The 13,641-nt window shown below is 72.6% G+C and carries 14 protein-coding genes; 10 read left to right on the top strand and 4 right to left on the bottom strand.

The features are described from left to right. The 10 genes from M1105_RS15050 (at window position 1) to M1105_RS15095 (ending at window position 9,008) form a co-directional block, all read left to right on the top strand. On the top strand, window positions 1–1,317 hold the full coding sequence (locus M1105_RS15050; RefSeq protein WP_249581197.1) for a dihydrolipoamide acetyltransferase family protein: 1,317 nt from the start codon (window positions 1–3) through the stop codon (window positions 1,315–1,317). Continuing rightward, window positions 1,314–1,559: an acyl carrier protein gene (locus M1105_RS15055; protein ID WP_249581198.1), complete on the top strand. Its 246-nt coding sequence runs from the start codon at window positions 1,314–1,316 to the stop codon at window positions 1,557–1,559. Before M1105_RS15050 ends, M1105_RS15055 begins: the two co-directional genes overlap by 4 nt. Then, the gene (locus M1105_RS15060; protein WP_249581199.1) at window positions 1,556–2,899 is read left to right on the top strand and encodes an NAD(P)-dependent malic enzyme; all 1,344 of its coding nucleotides are present in this window, start codon (window positions 1,556–1,558) and stop codon (window positions 2,897–2,899) included. The genes M1105_RS15055 and M1105_RS15060 overlap by 4 nt, the downstream gene beginning before the upstream one ends. 190 nt (window positions 2,900–3,089) lie before the next feature. After that, complete coding sequence (locus tag M1105_RS15065; protein ID WP_249581200.1) at window positions 3,090–3,893, top strand: ATP-grasp domain-containing protein; 804 nt, start codon at window positions 3,090–3,092, stop codon at window positions 3,891–3,893. 33 nt (window positions 3,894–3,926) lie between these two features. After that, window positions 3,927–4,487, top strand: coding sequence for a carboxymuconolactone decarboxylase family protein (locus tag M1105_RS15070; RefSeq protein WP_249581201.1), 561 nt, complete (start codon window positions 3,927–3,929; stop codon window positions 4,485–4,487). Then, complete coding sequence (locus M1105_RS15075) at window positions 4,484–5,263, top strand: ABC transporter ATP-binding protein (protein WP_249581202.1); 780 nt, start codon at window positions 4,484–4,486, stop codon at window positions 5,261–5,263. The genes M1105_RS15070 and M1105_RS15075 overlap by 4 nt, the downstream gene beginning before the upstream one ends. Further along, window positions 5,260–5,973, top strand: a complete 714-nt coding sequence (locus M1105_RS15080) for an ABC transporter ATP-binding protein (protein ID WP_249581203.1) — start codon at window positions 5,260–5,262, stop codon at window positions 5,971–5,973. Before M1105_RS15075 ends, M1105_RS15080 begins: the two co-directional genes overlap by 4 nt. Then, the gene (locus M1105_RS15085) at window positions 5,973–6,830 is read left to right on the top strand and encodes a branched-chain amino acid ABC transporter permease (protein ID WP_249581204.1); all 858 of its coding nucleotides are present in this window, start codon (window positions 5,973–5,975) and stop codon (window positions 6,828–6,830) included. Before M1105_RS15080 ends, M1105_RS15085 begins: the two co-directional genes overlap by 1 nt. A gap of 4 nt (window positions 6,831–6,834) precedes the next feature. Further along, window positions 6,835–7,749 (top strand): branched-chain amino acid ABC transporter permease, encoded by a 915-nt coding sequence (locus M1105_RS15090; RefSeq protein ID WP_249581205.1) that lies wholly within the window; start codon window positions 6,835–6,837, stop codon window positions 7,747–7,749. Between the two features lie 20 nt (window positions 7,750–7,769). Continuing rightward, on the top strand, window positions 7,770–9,008 hold the full coding sequence (locus M1105_RS15095; RefSeq protein ID WP_249581206.1) for an ABC transporter substrate-binding protein: 1,239 nt from the start codon (window positions 7,770–7,772) through the stop codon (window positions 9,006–9,008). Window positions 9,009–9,074: 66 nt separating this feature from the next. Here the strand turns inward: M1105_RS15095 and M1105_RS15100 are convergent, their stop codons facing one another. The 4 genes from M1105_RS15100 to M1105_RS15115 form a co-directional block, all read right to left on the bottom strand. Beyond that, window positions 9,075–10,343, bottom strand: a complete 1,269-nt coding sequence (locus tag M1105_RS15100) for an META domain-containing protein (protein WP_249581207.1) — start codon at window positions 10,341–10,343, stop codon at window positions 9,075–9,077. A gap of 61 nt (window positions 10,344–10,404) precedes the next feature. After that, window positions 10,405–11,121 carry a UTRA domain-containing protein gene (locus tag M1105_RS15105; protein WP_249581208.1) on the bottom strand — a complete coding sequence of 239 codons (717 nt, stop codon included), beginning with the start codon at window positions 11,119–11,121 and terminating at the stop codon, window positions 10,405–10,407. 10 nt (window positions 11,122–11,131) lie between these two features. Further along, window positions 11,132–12,496: a formimidoylglutamate deiminase gene (locus tag M1105_RS15110; protein ID WP_249581209.1), complete on the bottom strand. Its 1,365-nt coding sequence runs from the start codon at window positions 12,494–12,496 to the stop codon at window positions 11,132–11,134. Between the two features lie 78 nt (window positions 12,497–12,574). Next, complete coding sequence (locus M1105_RS15115) at window positions 12,575–13,522, bottom strand: hypothetical protein (RefSeq protein ID WP_249581210.1); 948 nt, start codon at window positions 13,520–13,522, stop codon at window positions 12,575–12,577. Window positions 13,523–13,641 lie beyond the last annotated feature (119 nt).

A 13,641-nucleotide genomic window follows, 5' to 3' on the forward strand; every position in this document is an offset into this window, starting at 1 on the left:
ATGGGCGTCTTCGCCATGCCCTCGCTCGGCGCCGACATGGAGGCGGGCAAGCTGGTCGAATGGCTGATCGCTCCCGGCGACCGGGTGAACCGCGGCGACGTGATCGCGGTGGTCGAGACGCAGAAGGGCGCGATCGAGATCGAGTGCTTCGAGGCGGGCGTCGTCGAGCGCCTCGACGCCGCCATCGGCGCGACGCTGCCCGTCGGCACGCCGATGGCGCTGATCCGGGGCGACGGCGAGGCGGCGGCCGGCCCCGCGAGCGCCGAGCCAGGAGCGCATCCTGAGGCGCGGGAGAGCGTGGTCCCTGCCACAGCGGGGCGATCGGCTGCCACCGCACACGAAGGCCCCGCGCCGACGCGACCGGCGCCCGAGGCGGCCGCGGCGCCCCGCCCACCGATGCCCGTGCCCGTGGCAGGCGCACCGCAGCCATCCTTGCCCGCCGCGGGCGCGCCGCCATCCTCGCCCGCCGCGCGGGCGCGGGCGGTGGAACTGGGCATCGCGCTCGGCACGGTGCGGGGGTCAGGGCCGGGGGGTTCCATCCTGATCGCGGATGTAGAGGCGGCGGCCCGGAGCGCGGAGGCGTCGGCGTCGGCGGCCCCCAGCGCCGAGCCGGCTGGAACGCCCGCATCGAGGCCTGGCAAGCCCGGCCTTGACCTCGGCGCGATGCGCGCGGCCATTGCGGCGGCGATGAGCCGCTCGAAGCGCGAGATCCCGCATTACTACCTGTCGCAGACGATCGACCTTCAGGCCGCCACCGACTGGCTCGCCGCCCGCAATGCCGCGCGCCCGCCGGCCGAGCGCCTGCTGATGGGCGCGCTGTTCGTTAAGGCCGCGGCGCTCGCGGCGCGCGAGGTGCCCGAGGTCAACGGCCATCACGAGGGCGGTGCCTTCCGGCCCGCGACGGCCGTCCACGCGGGCGTCGCGGTGGCGATGCGGGGCGGCGGGCTGATCGCGCCCGCGATCCGCGACGCCGACCAACTGTCGCTCGACGCACTGATGGCGGCGATGCGCGATCTGGTCGAGCGCGTCCGCGCGGGGCGGCTGAGGGGATCGGAGATGACTGACGGGACCGTCACGGTCTCGAGCCTCGGCGAACGCGGGGCTGACAGCCTCACCGGCGTCATCTACCCGCCGCAGGTGGCCCTGGTGGGCTTCGGGACGCCCGCGCGGCGGCCCTGGGTCATGGGCGATTCGGTCGTTCCCCGGACGCTGGTCACCGTGACGCTGGCCGCCGACCATCGCGCCAGCGACGGACGGCAGGGCGCGCGCTTCCTCGCCGGGATCGACCGGCTCATGCAGGACCCGGAGGGACTATGACACCCGAGGAGATCAGATCCGCCTTCCTTGCCGAACTCGTGCGCGTCGCGCCCGATCTCGACGCTGACACGATCGGGGGCGGCGACCATCTGCAGGACGATCTCGGGCTCGACTCGATGGACGTGCTCAACCTCGTGACCGCGCTGCACAAGCGGCTGGGCGTCGCCATCCCCGAGGCCGACTACCCCCGGATCGCCACGCCGGACGCCGCGGTGGCGTATCTGTCGGAGGCGATGCGGTGAACGTTGGCGACCCCCGCGGCGCCGACATCGCGGCGCGTGCGCTGGCAGGGCACCGGCGCTTTCGCGGCAAGATCCAGATGGCGCCGAAGGTGCCGGTTGGCGGCAGCGAGGATTTCGCGCTCTGGTACACGCCCGGCGTCGCGGCTGTGAGCCGGGCGATCGCGGCGGACCCCGCGGCCTCGTTCGACCTCACCGGCCGGGGAGACACCGTGGCGATCCTGACCGATGGCAGCCGCGTGCTGGGCCTGGGCGACATCGGCCCCGAGGCCGCGCTGCCGGTGATGGAGGGCAAGGCGCTCCTTTTCAAGATGCTGGGCGGCGTCGATGCCGTGCCGGTCTGCGTCGAGGCGAGCGGCGCCGACGAGCTGATCGCCATCGCCCGCGCCATCGCGCCCGGCTTCGGGGCGATCAATCTCGAGGACATCGCGACGCCCGCCTGCTTTCGCGTGCTGGAAGCCTTGCAGGAGACCCTGCCGATCCCGGTCTGGCACGACGACCAGCAGGGCACGGCCGTGGCGGCGCTCGCGGGGCTGAGGCGCTCCCTCGCGCTGACGGGCCGGCGGCTTGGGGAGGTGCGGATCGCCTTCGTCGGCATCGGGGCCGCGAACATGGCGACCTGCCGGCTGCTGCGCGCGGCGGGGGCTGATCCCGTGCGGATGGTCGCCTGCGACAGCACAGGCACGCTGCATACCGGGCGCGCCGACATCGAGGCCGCGCGCGAGACGCTGCCCGAGAAATGGGCGATCTGCCGCGAGACCAACCCGGAGCGGATCGCCGGCGGCATCGCCGAGGCGCTGAGGGGGGCCGATGTCTGCCTCGCCTTCTCGCAGCCCGGCCCGGGCACCATTCCGCCCGAGGCTGTCGCGGGCATGGCGCCGCGGGCCATCGTGTTCGCCTGCGCGAATCCCGTGCCCGAGATCTGGCCCGAGGATGCCCTGGCCGCCGGCGCCGAGATCGTCGCGACCGGGCGCAGCGACTTTCCCAACCAGGTCAACAACGCGCTGGCCTTTCCGGGCCTGTTCCGCGGCGTTCTCGACGCCCGCGCGCGGCGCATCACCGACGCCATGGCGCTCGCGGCTGCGGACGCCCTTGTGCGGCGGGCCGAGTCGCTGTCGGCAGACGGGCCCGGCATGATCCTGCCGCCGATCGAAGACCGGCTGGCCGCGGCCGAGGTGGCCGCCGCGGTCGCGTACGCTGCGCAGCAGGCGGGCGAGGCCCGGCGCGCGGTCGACCCCGAGGAGGTGCGCGCGAACACCCTGAGCCGCACCGGGGCCGCGGCCGAACTGGCCGCAGGGATCGCGGCGCGTGCCGGCGTGCCCTGGCCGGTCCCGGAGGGCTGAGGCGGAGTCGGACTGCCCCGGGCGCGACGTCGGGCGTTGGAGCATATTTTACCATAAATCTCGTGAAATTATTCGTGTAATATGAAGAAGTTGTAAATCATTCGCGACTCACCCATTTCTGCGTCCAATCGCTGCCGTGGCCCGCGCCGCGGCCGGCGCAGGCATCCCGGACGGCCCGAGGAGAGGCGCGATGACCCGCATCCATGTGTCGCACGAGAACCCCGACTGGCTGCCGCCGCTCGCCGCCGCGCTGGACGGCATCGGCGCGAACTGGGAGGACTGGTTCCTGGTCGAGCGCGCCATCGACCTGTCGGCCCCGCCGCCCGAGGGCGTGTTCTACAACCGCATGAGCGCGTCGTCGCACACCCGCGGCCACCGCTTCTCGGCCGAGCTGACGGCGGCGACGCTGGCCTGGCTCACGCAGCACGGGCGGCGCGTGGTGAACGGCCCCGCGGCGCTCGACCTCGAGATCAGCAAGGTGCGCCAGTACGCGGCGCTGGCCCGCGCAGGCGTGGCGACGCCGCGAACCGTGGCGGTGGTCGGGCGCGAGCGGCTGGTCGAGGCGGCTCGCGCGGCCTTCGGCGCCGGATCTTTCATCCTCAAGCCCAACCGCGGCGGCAAGGGGCTGGGGGTGCGGCTGTTCGAGAACGCCGACGCGCTCGCCGCCCATGTCGCCTCGGGCGGCTTCGAGCTGTGCCCCGCCGATGTCTGCGAGGTGCCGGGGCGCGCGCGCCCGGCCTTCAGGGTGATCCCGCTCATCGACGACACGCTGCGCGCGCGGCTCGAGCGCTTCCTGCGGATCGCGGGAATCGAGATCGCGGGGATCGAGTTCGCCACCGGCCGGGACGGCATGCCGCTGGTCTACGACGTGAACACGAACACCAACTACAACGCGAGCGCCGAGGCCGCGGCTGAAATCAAGCTCACGGGTATGCGCGCGATCGCGAATTTCCTGCAGTCGGAACTGGACAAGCTGGGGCTCGAGGCTGCTTGATGGCGTCTCCCTGAGACCGACCACAGGTGATCCATGGCACGCGTCCGCAGCATTCCGTCGAACGAGCTTCCCGCCGACCTCGCGAAGGTCTACGAGGACTTCGCCTCGGGCTACGGCCCGTTCCGCAACCAGGCGGCCGTGTTCGCCCATGTTCCGCCCGCGCTCAGGCACCTGATGGGCATGCTGATGGAACTGCGCGAGGCCAAGACCCTGCCCAAGCGCTATCTCGAGATCGCCATCGTCGTGGTCTCGAAGCTCAACGAGTGCGACTATTGCGTGGCCCACCACAAGCCCTTCCTCGCCGTCGAGGGCATGGCGCCGGACACCATCGACCGCCTGCTGGAATGGGACACCGCGCCGGGCCTCACGGAGGTGGACCGCCTCGTCGCCGAATTCGCCGAGAAAGTCTGGACCGACCCGCACCGCCTGCGCGACGAGCTGTTCGAGCGGATGCGCGCCCATTTCACCGAGGCCCAGATCGTCGAGCTGACGCTGCGCACGACGCTGTGCGGGTTCTTCAACAAGTTCAACGACGCGCTGCAGATCGAGGAAGAGGTCGAGGCATCCGCGCGCGTGGCCGCGCTGGGCGCATGACCCCCGCACCCGGCCCCGCGCTCGAGGCGCGGGGGCTCGGCAAGCGCTTCGGCGGCGTCGTCGCGGTGGACGGAGCCTCGCTGTCGGTCGGGCGCGGCGAGATCCTCGGGCTGATCGGGCCGAACGGGGCTGGGAAGTCGACGCTGTTCGACCTCCTGTCGGGCGTGCAGCGCGCCGATCGCGGGCAGGTCTTACTGTTCGGCGAGGACGTGACGGCGCTGCCCGCCCACGCCCGCGCGCGGCGCGGGCTCACGCGCACCTTCCAGCTTGCACGCGAGCTCGACCGGCTCACGGTGATCGAGAACCTGGTGCTCGCCGCCCCCGACCAGCCGGGCGAGGCCCTGTGGCGCGCGCTGGTCCGGCCCGCCGCGGTGGCCCGGGCCGAGCGCGCGGCCATCGCGCGGGCGGGGGAACTGCTCGAGACGGTGGGGCTTGCCGACAAGCGGCACGAACCCGCCCGGGCGCTGTCGGGCGGGCAGAAGAAGCTCCTGGAACTCGCGCGCTGCCTCATCACCGGGGCGCCGCTGATCCTGCTGGACGAGGTGGGGGCAGGCGTGGCGCCTGCCCTTCTGGACCACCTCACCGACACCATCGCGCGCATCCGGCGCGAGCACGACCGCACGCTGATGGTCATCGAGCACAACATGGGCCTGATCGGGCGGCTCTGCGACCGGGTGGTGGTGATGGCCGGCGGCAAGCCCATCGCGGACGGCGATTTCGACGCGGTCTGCGCCGACCCGCGCGTGGTCGAGTCCTATCTGGGGCTGGCCGCATGAGCCTGCTGCTGCAAGCCTCCGGGCTGCGCGCGGGCTATGGCGCTGCCGAGATCGTGCATGGCGTCGAGCTGAGCCTTTCGGCGGGCGAGATGCTGACGCTGATCGGCCCGAATGGCGCGGGCAAATCGACGCTCTTGAAGGCGCTCGCCGGGGCCGCGCAGGTCATGGGCGGCCGTGTGACGCTGATGGGACAGGACGTCACGGGCGCGAGCGCTGCGCGCATCGCCGCGAGCGGTGCGGCCTATGTGCCGCAGGAGCGCAACATCTTCCGCAGCCTCACGGTCGAGGAGAACCTCGGCATCGGCGGCTGGCTCGCAGGGCCCGCGCTGGCCGAGCGGCGCGCGCAGGTGCTGCGCCTGCTGCCAGAGTTGGCGGGGTTCTCGCGCCGCATCGCCGGGCGGCTGTCGGGCGGCGAGCGGCAGACGCTCGCGGTCGGCATGGCGCTGATGGTCGAGCCGAAGGTGCTGCTGGTGGACGAGCCGACGGCGGGCCTCTCGCCCGCGCTCGTGGGGCGGCTTCTGGAGCTGCTGCGCCGGCTGGCGGACGAGGGCCTGGGCGTGCTGATCGTCGAGCAGAACGCGCGCGCGGCCCTGGCCCGGGCCGACCGCGCGATGGTGCTGGTCGACGGGCAGGTGGCGGCCGCCGGCACAGCCGCCGAGATCGAGGCCGCGCCGGATCTGGGCGCCTTGTTCCTGGGGCGGGCGGCCTGATGCAGACGATCCTGAACGCGATTTCCTCGGCCGCGATCATCGCCCCCGCCGCGGTGGGCTTCACACTCTTGTTCGCGCTGTTCCGCTTCGCCAATTTCGCCGTGGGCGCGCTGATGACGCTGGGCGCCTTTGCCTGCTGGACGCTGAACGTGCCCGTGGGCCTGCCGCTGTGGCTGGCGGCGCCGGGGGGGATGGCGGTGGCGGCGGCGGGGCTGTGGCTCGCCGACCGGCTGGCCTATGCGCCGCTGCGCGCGGCGGGAGGCGCCACGCTGCTGCTGGTTTCGATCGCGGTCGCGCTGGTCGTCGAGAACGCGCTGCGCCTTGGCTATGGCGGGCAGATCCGCGGCTTCGACCTGCCGCTGAGCCGGCCATGGGTGCTGGGCCCGGTGCGCCTCGCGCCCGAGCAGCTTGGTGTGATCGCGGTCTCGGCGGCCTCGGTCGCGGGCGTCATGCTGTGGCTCTCGCTCTCGCGCTGGGGCCGGGCGGTGCGGGCGGCGGCCGACGACCCCACGCTCGCGGCGGTGCGCGGCGTGCCGGTGGGGAAGATCCATGCCGCGGGAATCGCGGGCGCGGGGGCCTTGGTGGGATTGGGCGGCGTGCTGGCCGGCGTGGACCTCGCCATCGAGCCCGGGCTCGGCTGGGCGCTGATCATTCCGGTGCTGGCGGCCGCGATCCTCGGCGGCGTGGGTTCGCCCATGGGGGCGGTGCTGGGCGCGCTCTTGGTGGGACTGGCCGAGGAGGTGACGGCGCTGGTGATGAGCCCGTCCTACAAGGCGGCGGTGGGCTTCGTCGTGATCGTGCTGGCGCTGCTGCTGCGGCCCTACGGCCTTCTGGGGCGCGAGCTGGTGAGGAAGTGAGCCGATGACCGCCTATCTCGTCGCCATCCTCACCTCTGTCGGCTTCTACGTCGTCCTCGCCCTGGCGCTGAACCTGCAATGGGGCCTGACGGGGATGCTGAACTTCGGCCTCGCGGGCTTCTATGCGCTGGGCGCCTATGCCAGCGCCATCACGACGGAACTCGGCGGCATGCCGTTCCTCGCGGGCTTTGCCATGGCGATCGTGGTGGGCACGCTGGCGGGGCTCGCGGTGGCGGGGCTCTCGGCGCGGCTGGTGGGCGACTTCCTCGCCATCGCCACCCTGGGATTTGCCGAGATCGTGCGGTTCCTCGCGCTCAACGAGGACTGGCTGACCCGCGGCCCACGCGGCTTTCCCATCGAGACCCGCCCGATCCCCGAGGGGCTCAGCCGCGAGGCCAGCGCCTGGGCCTATCTCGGCCTCGTGGCGCTGCTGGTCGTGGTCGCCTTCGTCATCGTCGAGCGCATCCGCACCGCCCCCATGGGCCGCGTGCTGCGCGCGATCCGCGAAGACGAGCTGGTGCCCGCGGCGCTGGGCAAGGACGTCTTCCGCTTCAAGCTCAAGGCCTTCGCGCTGGGGGCGGCGCTGGCGGCGGCCGCAGGCTCGCTTTATGCGCACTGGGTCCAGAACATCTCGCCCGACCATTTCACCACGGCGCTGGCGATCGGCGTCTGGATGTCGCTGATCGTGGGCGGCACCGGCAACAACCGCGGCGTGCTGGTGGGGGCTACGCTGGTGATGGTGATCCTCGAGGGCAGCCGGTTCCTGACCGGCGTCGTGCCCGGGCTCGACGCCGAGCGGCTCTCGGCACTTCGCATCGCGCTCATCGGGGTGCTGATCATCGTGACCGTGCGCTTCCGCCCCGAGGGACTTCTGCCCGAACCCCGCATCCGACTGGAGACGCCCGCAAAGGGCGCATGACAACCGAGAGGAGTCCGACCATGCCGAGCCTGAAGACCCCCCGCTTCACCCGCCGCCATGCCCTCGTGCTGGGCGCAGGCGCGCTCGCCGCGCCATGGATCGCGCGCCCCGGCTTCGCGCAAGGCGACGCCATCCGCATTGGCAGCCTCACGCCCAACACCGGCGGCGGCAGCCCCTTCGGCCCCGAGATCGCCGAGGCCCACCGCCTGGTGGTCGAGCTCGTCAACAGCCAGGGCGGCGTGAACGGGCGCGAGATCATCCTGACGCAGGAGAACTCCGAGACCAACCCCGAGGTCGCGGTCCGGGCGGCGCGGAAACTCATCGACGCCGACCGGGTGATGGCGATCCTCGGCACCTGGTCGTCCTCGGTGACGCTGGGCGTCATGCCGCTCTGCCAGGAGGCGAACGTCATCCAGATGTGCACCTCGTCGTCCGAGTCGATCCCGGCCGGCGACAAGAAGGGGCTGCTCTTCGACTTCCAGGCGCTGAACCCTGCCTGGGGCAAGGCAATCGCGCGCCTCGCCGTGGCGCGCGGCTTCAAGGAAATCGCGGTGATGGGGATCAACAACGACTTCACCACTTCGATGATCGGCACCTTCCAGCAGTCGCTGGAGGAGGGCGGCGGCAAGGTCGTCAACGAGCCCTTCCTCTACAATCCCAACCAGCCCTCCTACCGCGCCGAGGTCGAGCGGCTGATCGCCGGCAACCCGCCGGCGGTGTTCATCCCGTCCTACGTGACCGACTTCACGGCGGTCTATCGCGAGATCTTCCGCTCGGGCTACGAGGGGCAGGTGATCACCATCTCGCTCTCGACCGGCCCGCAGTTCAAGGAGGCGGTCGGCGAGGCCGCGAACGGCATCCTGCACGGCTTCCCGGTGCCGCCCGTGGGCAAGGACACCTTCGACGCCTATCTGCGCTTCGTCGGGCTCGAGCCCAACGGGCAGGTGCAGCGGCCCTTCGGCTCGGCCGGCTACGATCAGATCAACACGCTGCTGCTGGGCATCGCCAAGGCGGGCAATCTCGATCCCTTCGAGGTCGCGAAGGCGATCTTCGCCATCTCGAACGCGCCGGGCGAGCGGGTCACGACCTATGCCGAAGGCGCCGAGAAGATCGCGGCGGGGGCCGAGGTCAACTACGACGGCGCAAGCTCGTCGGTCGATTTCCTTCCGAACGGCATGCTGGCGAGCCGCGATTTCGAGCTCTACGAGATCCGCGACGGCAAGGACGTCTCGCTCGAGCGCATCACCAGCGCGAGCTGAACGGAAGGCGGCCGCGTCTCGGCTCCGGGGGCAACCCCGGAGCCGTTTTCGTCCGCCGGTGGGGCGTCAGCCGCGCCGGGCCAGGAGCAGCCTGCGCCCGTCCGCGGCCTTGAGGATCAGCGCGCCGGTCTCGTCGATGTCGAAGGCCGCAATGCCCGCCAGCGCATCGAGGAAGGCCCGTTCCTGGTTCATCACCGACTCGGCGCAGGCCATCATGGTCGAGGCGGCGGGGCCGACCGAAAGCCCCTCGCCCGTCAGTCTGAAGCCCGCGCTGTAGCGGTTGCAGCCGCCGCTGCCCGAGACGCGCCCCTCGGCCATCGGGCCGGGGCCCGCCGCCTCGCCGGGGGCGAAGTCGAGGGTTGCGCGCGCGCTGTCGATCACGCCGCGCCCGGCGATATCCGCGACCACCCATTCGCCCCCTGCGAGCAGGTCGACCGGAGCGCCGCCGCAGCCCCGAAGCAGGGTCTCGCCCATCTCGACGCTAACGGTGCGCGGATGCGGCATCCCGGTCGCATCGTCGCGGCAGAGCGCGGTCGACACGCGGATCGTGGCATCGGGCCCGGTGAGGCGGTAGACGGTCTCGGCCGCGTTGATGACCGGGATCGGCAGCGCCGCCTCGCGCCGCTCGGCGCCATAGGCGGTCACGAGGGTGAGGCGCCCCTGCGCGATCTCGAGGTTCCAGCCCGGCTCGTTGCCGCGCGCGCGCAGCGGCGGCTCGGCACGGGGCACGCCCATCGCGCAGGGACCGAGTTCCGCGCCGCCAAGGCTCGCGAGCGCCTCCATGCCCTTGAGCCAGAGATAGGTGCCGGGATCGCCCGGCGCCTCGTAGCGCGCGCCGGACGCGGCGGGCACCTGCTCGAGCACCGCCCGCTTGCCGCGCGCCGTCATCGCGGCGGCCTCGGCCGCGAGGCTGAGCGTGATCTCCTCGGCGCCGCAGCGCAGGACATGGAGGTAGCCCGCGGCCGGCAGAGGCGAGAGCATGATCTCGCCCGGTCCCTCGCCGTCGGCGCCAAGCGGCACGGGGCCACCGAGCCAGAGCGGCCGGCCGCCGTCAAAGATGGCGGCGCCAAGCGACATGCCCTCACCCTCGGGGCGGGCGAGCGCGAAGGGGATCGGCACCTGCCGGCCCGCAGTCGGGATGCGTGCCTCAGCGGCCAGGGCGCCGTCGGGCCCGCGGATCTCGACGACGGCCACCGCCTCGGGCGGCAGGGCGATGCGGGCGAGGTAGGTGAGCAGGCCATCGGTCATCCGCTCGGACGCGCCCGCGGCGCCAGCCCCCATGGCGGCGAGCGCCGCCGCCATGATCCCGACGATACCGACCCGGCTGTTCCGCATGTCCGCCTCCGCTGCCCCGAGCTTTTTCTGTCCGCGACGATCCCGCAACAACGCGCCGGTGTCACGCCTCCGGCGCGGCGAGAAGATCATCCTCGCGCGAGATCATGCGATACGCGAGACCGGGATGCGAGAGGCGGACGTAAGTGAGCGCCTGCCCGGCCAGCCAGGTGCGGCGCTCGATCACGAAGACGGGCTCGTCGGGCCGCAGCCGCAGGCGCTCGCGCTCCTCGGCGCTGGCGGGCTCGGCGCTGAAGATGTGCTCGGATCGCGAGTAGGGCACCTGCGTCACCAGCCACTCGTTCGGGCTCAGCGCCTCGAAATCCACCTCGCGCGCGGTGGGCAGGGCGGCGAGACTGATCAGTCGGTCCTCGATCTGCCAGGGCGCGCCATCGGCCAGGTGCAGGCATCGCAGGTGCATCAGCGCCGCGCCGCGCGGCGCGTCGATCAGCGCCGCCGTCTCGCTGCCGGCCCACGCCTCGGCACGCTCCAGAAGGACGTAGCCATAGCGCCGGCCGCTCTGCTCGATCTCGTTGCGCACGATCTGGATCTGGATCAGCGCACCGCGCGAGGTGCGCTGCGCCACCCGCGTGCCCGCCTTGCGGCGGCGCTCGAGGATGCCAAGATCGGCCAGTTCCTGCAGCGCGCGGTTCACCGTCGAGCGCGAGCAGCCATAGTCGCGGGCGAGGTCCTCCTCGTTCGGGATCAGGTCGCCCGGCGCCCAGCGGCGGCGAATGATGCCGTCGAGGATCTCGGCCTTGATACTGCGATAGGTGACCACGCGTCCGCCCTCAGATCCGGTCGACCAGGTCTGCCAGGGCGCGCCGGTAGGCGGCTTCGACGCCCTCGCGCGCGACGTGGCGCCCGTCGCGGACCATGTGCCGCCCGGCCGACCAGACATCGCGCACCGCGCCCTCGGCACCGCCGAAGATCCAGCCATCGAGGAACTGGCCGGGCCTGAGCCCCGCGAAGTTGAGATGATCGGCGTCGAGCGTCACCAGATCCGCGAGCAGGCCCGGGCGGATCGCGCCCGAGGGGCGGCCCAGCGCCTGCGCCCCGCCCTCGAGCACGCGGCCATAGAGCGTCTCGCCGACCGAGCCGGGCGCCGTCAGCATGACGTTGCGGGCGAGGTCGCGCAGGCGCTGGCTGTATTCCATCTGCCTGAGTTCCGCCGCCACGGCGATCTGCACGTTCGAGTCCGAGCCGATCCCGATCCGCCCGCCCGCCGCGAGGAAGGTGGGACCGTTGAACGGCCCGTCGCCCAGGTTCGATTCGGTGATCGGACAGAGCCCGGCGACGGCGCCCGAGCGCGCCAGCGCCTCGGTCTCGGCCTGCGTCATGTGGGTCGAGTGGATCAGGCACCAGCGCGGCCCGATGTCGAGATTGCCCAGCAGCCATTCGACCGGCCGCGCGCCCAGCCAGGCGACGACATCCTCGACCTCCTTGGGCTGTTCGGCCGCGTGGATGTGCATCTGCCGGCCCTTATGGCTGGCCGCGAGCGCGGCAAGCTGTTCGGGCGAGGTCGCGCGCAGCGAGTGCGGCGCGATGCCCAGCCGCGCGTCATGCGGCAGATGCGCGGCGACAACCGCACCCGCGGCCTCGACCAGCCGCTCGAAGCGGTCGAGATCGCAGCCGAAGCGAAGCTGCCCGCCCGCGAGCGGCTGCCCATCCGCGCCGCCATAGGTGTAGAGCACGGGCAGATGGGTGAGCCCGATCCCGGTCGCGTGGGCCGCCGCGACGATCCGCTCGGAGGTCTCGGCGAGGTTGGCATAGGTGCCGCCGCCGGGGCGATGGTGGACGTAGTGAAACTCGGCCACGCTGGCGAAGCCCGCCTCCTGCATCTCGACGAAGGCGAGCGCCGCGATCGCCTCGATCTGACCGGGCGAGAGATGCTCGAGGAAGCGGTACATCAGCGAGCGCCACGACCAGAAGTTGTCGCGCCCCTCGGCGCGGTGCTCGGTCATGCCCGCCATGGCGCGCTGGAAGGTGTGGCTGTGCAGGTTCGCGGGCGCGGACAACAGGATGCGGGCCGGCCGCCCCGCGGGCTCGACGCCGCGTCGGATGGCGGCGATGCTGCCGTCGGCGGCGATGTCGAGCTCGATGCCCTCGGCCCAGCCGTCGGGCAGGAGCGCGTGGCTGGCAAAGAGAGTGGTCATGGAAAGCCCCCGCGTCGTGATCTGCGCGAGGATTATGTATAGACTTATTCCCGACCGATGCAAGCCGGAATCCTGCCCTCACAGCCGCGCGGCCTGCACGTGCATCCAGTCGAAGTCGCGCGCGCGGCCCAGGCTGAGCCAGCCCTCCTCCTCCCAGATGCGCCACCAGTCCTCGGCGTCGGGATGGGCGAGCATGGCGCGGTCGCGCCGCCAGGTCAGGCGGTTGCGCGCGGGTTCCCAGTCGATCGCCGCCGCCCAGGCATGGGTGGACCAGCGCGAGCCGCCGCGCATCCGCCGGGCCGCATAGCTGCCGCCGAAGCGGTCGAGGCCGAGGCGCGCGATCTCGGCCGGGCCATAGCGGTCGCGGACGCGCGCGAGGATGCGGGCAAGGCTGTCGGCGCAGCGTTCGTGGATCGCGATGGCGCCCACCACGGTGTCGGACTCCCAGGCGAGGCGCAGCGGCCAGGGGCAGGGCACGCGCACCAGCGGCGGCGTGTGCCCGCCCGGGAGGCCGTTGGGGCCGTAGAAGCCGGTCATCGCGGCGAAGCCCTGCCGGGGCCAGGGCGCACCTTCCGCACCCGCGGGCCGCGCGACCGGGCGCGGCGCGTCGATGGGCGCGGTTCGCGCGTCAGCGGTGGAGCCGGGCAGAACTGCGGCGGCGGCGGCGATGGAAGGCTCGGGCGACCGCGGCTCCGGCACCGCCGGGGCGGGCGAGTTGGGCCCGGGCGGGTTCGGCGCGGAGGTCTCGGCGGCCAGCGCCTCCGCCGCGGCGGCGGTGCGCGGGCCCCACAACCCGTCCACCGGGCCGGGATCGATCCCCGCGTCGCGGGCCATCAGTTGCAGCAGCCCGACCGCCCGGCGCGGCGCTGGCCAGCCCGTCCAGCCCCCCGGCGCATCGGCCCGCGCCGCGAGCGACGCGCGTATCGCCGCCCCGGTGCGCGGTCCGAGCAGCCCGTCGGCGGGGCCGGCCCGATGCCCCGCGAGGGCAAGGCGGGTCTGGAGGGTGCGGATTGCTGCGGCATTCATGGCCGTTCTCCTGTTCCGGTTTGCTGGCGCCCGAGGCGCGAGATGCGGAACAGAATGCGGACCGCACGCAAGGGATGCGCGGGGCGGCGGGTCAGCGGGCGCTGGTCCGGCGCGTCGAG

Origin of the sequence: Thermohalobaculum sediminis (assembly GCF_023487995.1) — a bacterium.
Taxonomy (GTDB): domain Bacteria; phylum Pseudomonadota; class Alphaproteobacteria; order Rhodobacterales; family Rhodobacteraceae; genus Thermohalobaculum; species Thermohalobaculum sediminis.

Coding starts and splice junctions, on each gene's coding strand:
- M1105_RS15050 (WP_249581197.1), top strand. CDS start 1: ATGGGCGTCTTCGCCATGCCCTCGCTCGGCGCCGACATGGAGGCGGGC.
- M1105_RS15055 (WP_249581198.1), top strand. CDS start 1,314: ATGACACCCGAGGAGATCAGATCCGCCTTCCTTGCCGAACTCGTGCGC.
- M1105_RS15065 (WP_249581200.1), top strand. CDS start 3,090: ATGACCCGCATCCATGTGTCGCACGAGAACCCCGACTGGCTGCCGCCG.
- M1105_RS15070 (WP_249581201.1), top strand. CDS start 3,927: ATGGCACGCGTCCGCAGCATTCCGTCGAACGAGCTTCCCGCCGACCTC.
- M1105_RS15075 (WP_249581202.1), top strand. CDS start 4,484: ATGACCCCCGCACCCGGCCCCGCGCTCGAGGCGCGGGGGCTCGGCAAG.
- M1105_RS15080 (WP_249581203.1), top strand. CDS start 5,260: ATGAGCCTGCTGCTGCAAGCCTCCGGGCTGCGCGCGGGCTATGGCGCT.
- M1105_RS15085 (WP_249581204.1), top strand. CDS start 5,973: ATGCAGACGATCCTGAACGCGATTTCCTCGGCCGCGATCATCGCCCCC.
- M1105_RS15090 (WP_249581205.1), top strand. CDS start 6,835: ATGACCGCCTATCTCGTCGCCATCCTCACCTCTGTCGGCTTCTACGTC.
- M1105_RS15095 (WP_249581206.1), top strand. CDS start 7,770: ATGCCGAGCCTGAAGACCCCCCGCTTCACCCGCCGCCATGCCCTCGTG.
- M1105_RS15100 (WP_249581207.1), bottom strand. CDS start 10,343: ATGCGGAACAGCCGGGTCGGTATCGTCGGGATCATGGCGGCGGCGCTC.
- M1105_RS15110 (WP_249581209.1), bottom strand. CDS start 12,496: ATGACCACTCTCTTTGCCAGCCACGCGCTCCTGCCCGACGGCTGGGCC.
- M1105_RS15115 (WP_249581210.1), bottom strand. CDS start 13,522: ATGAATGCCGCAGCAATCCGCACCCTCCAGACCCGCCTTGCCCTCGCG.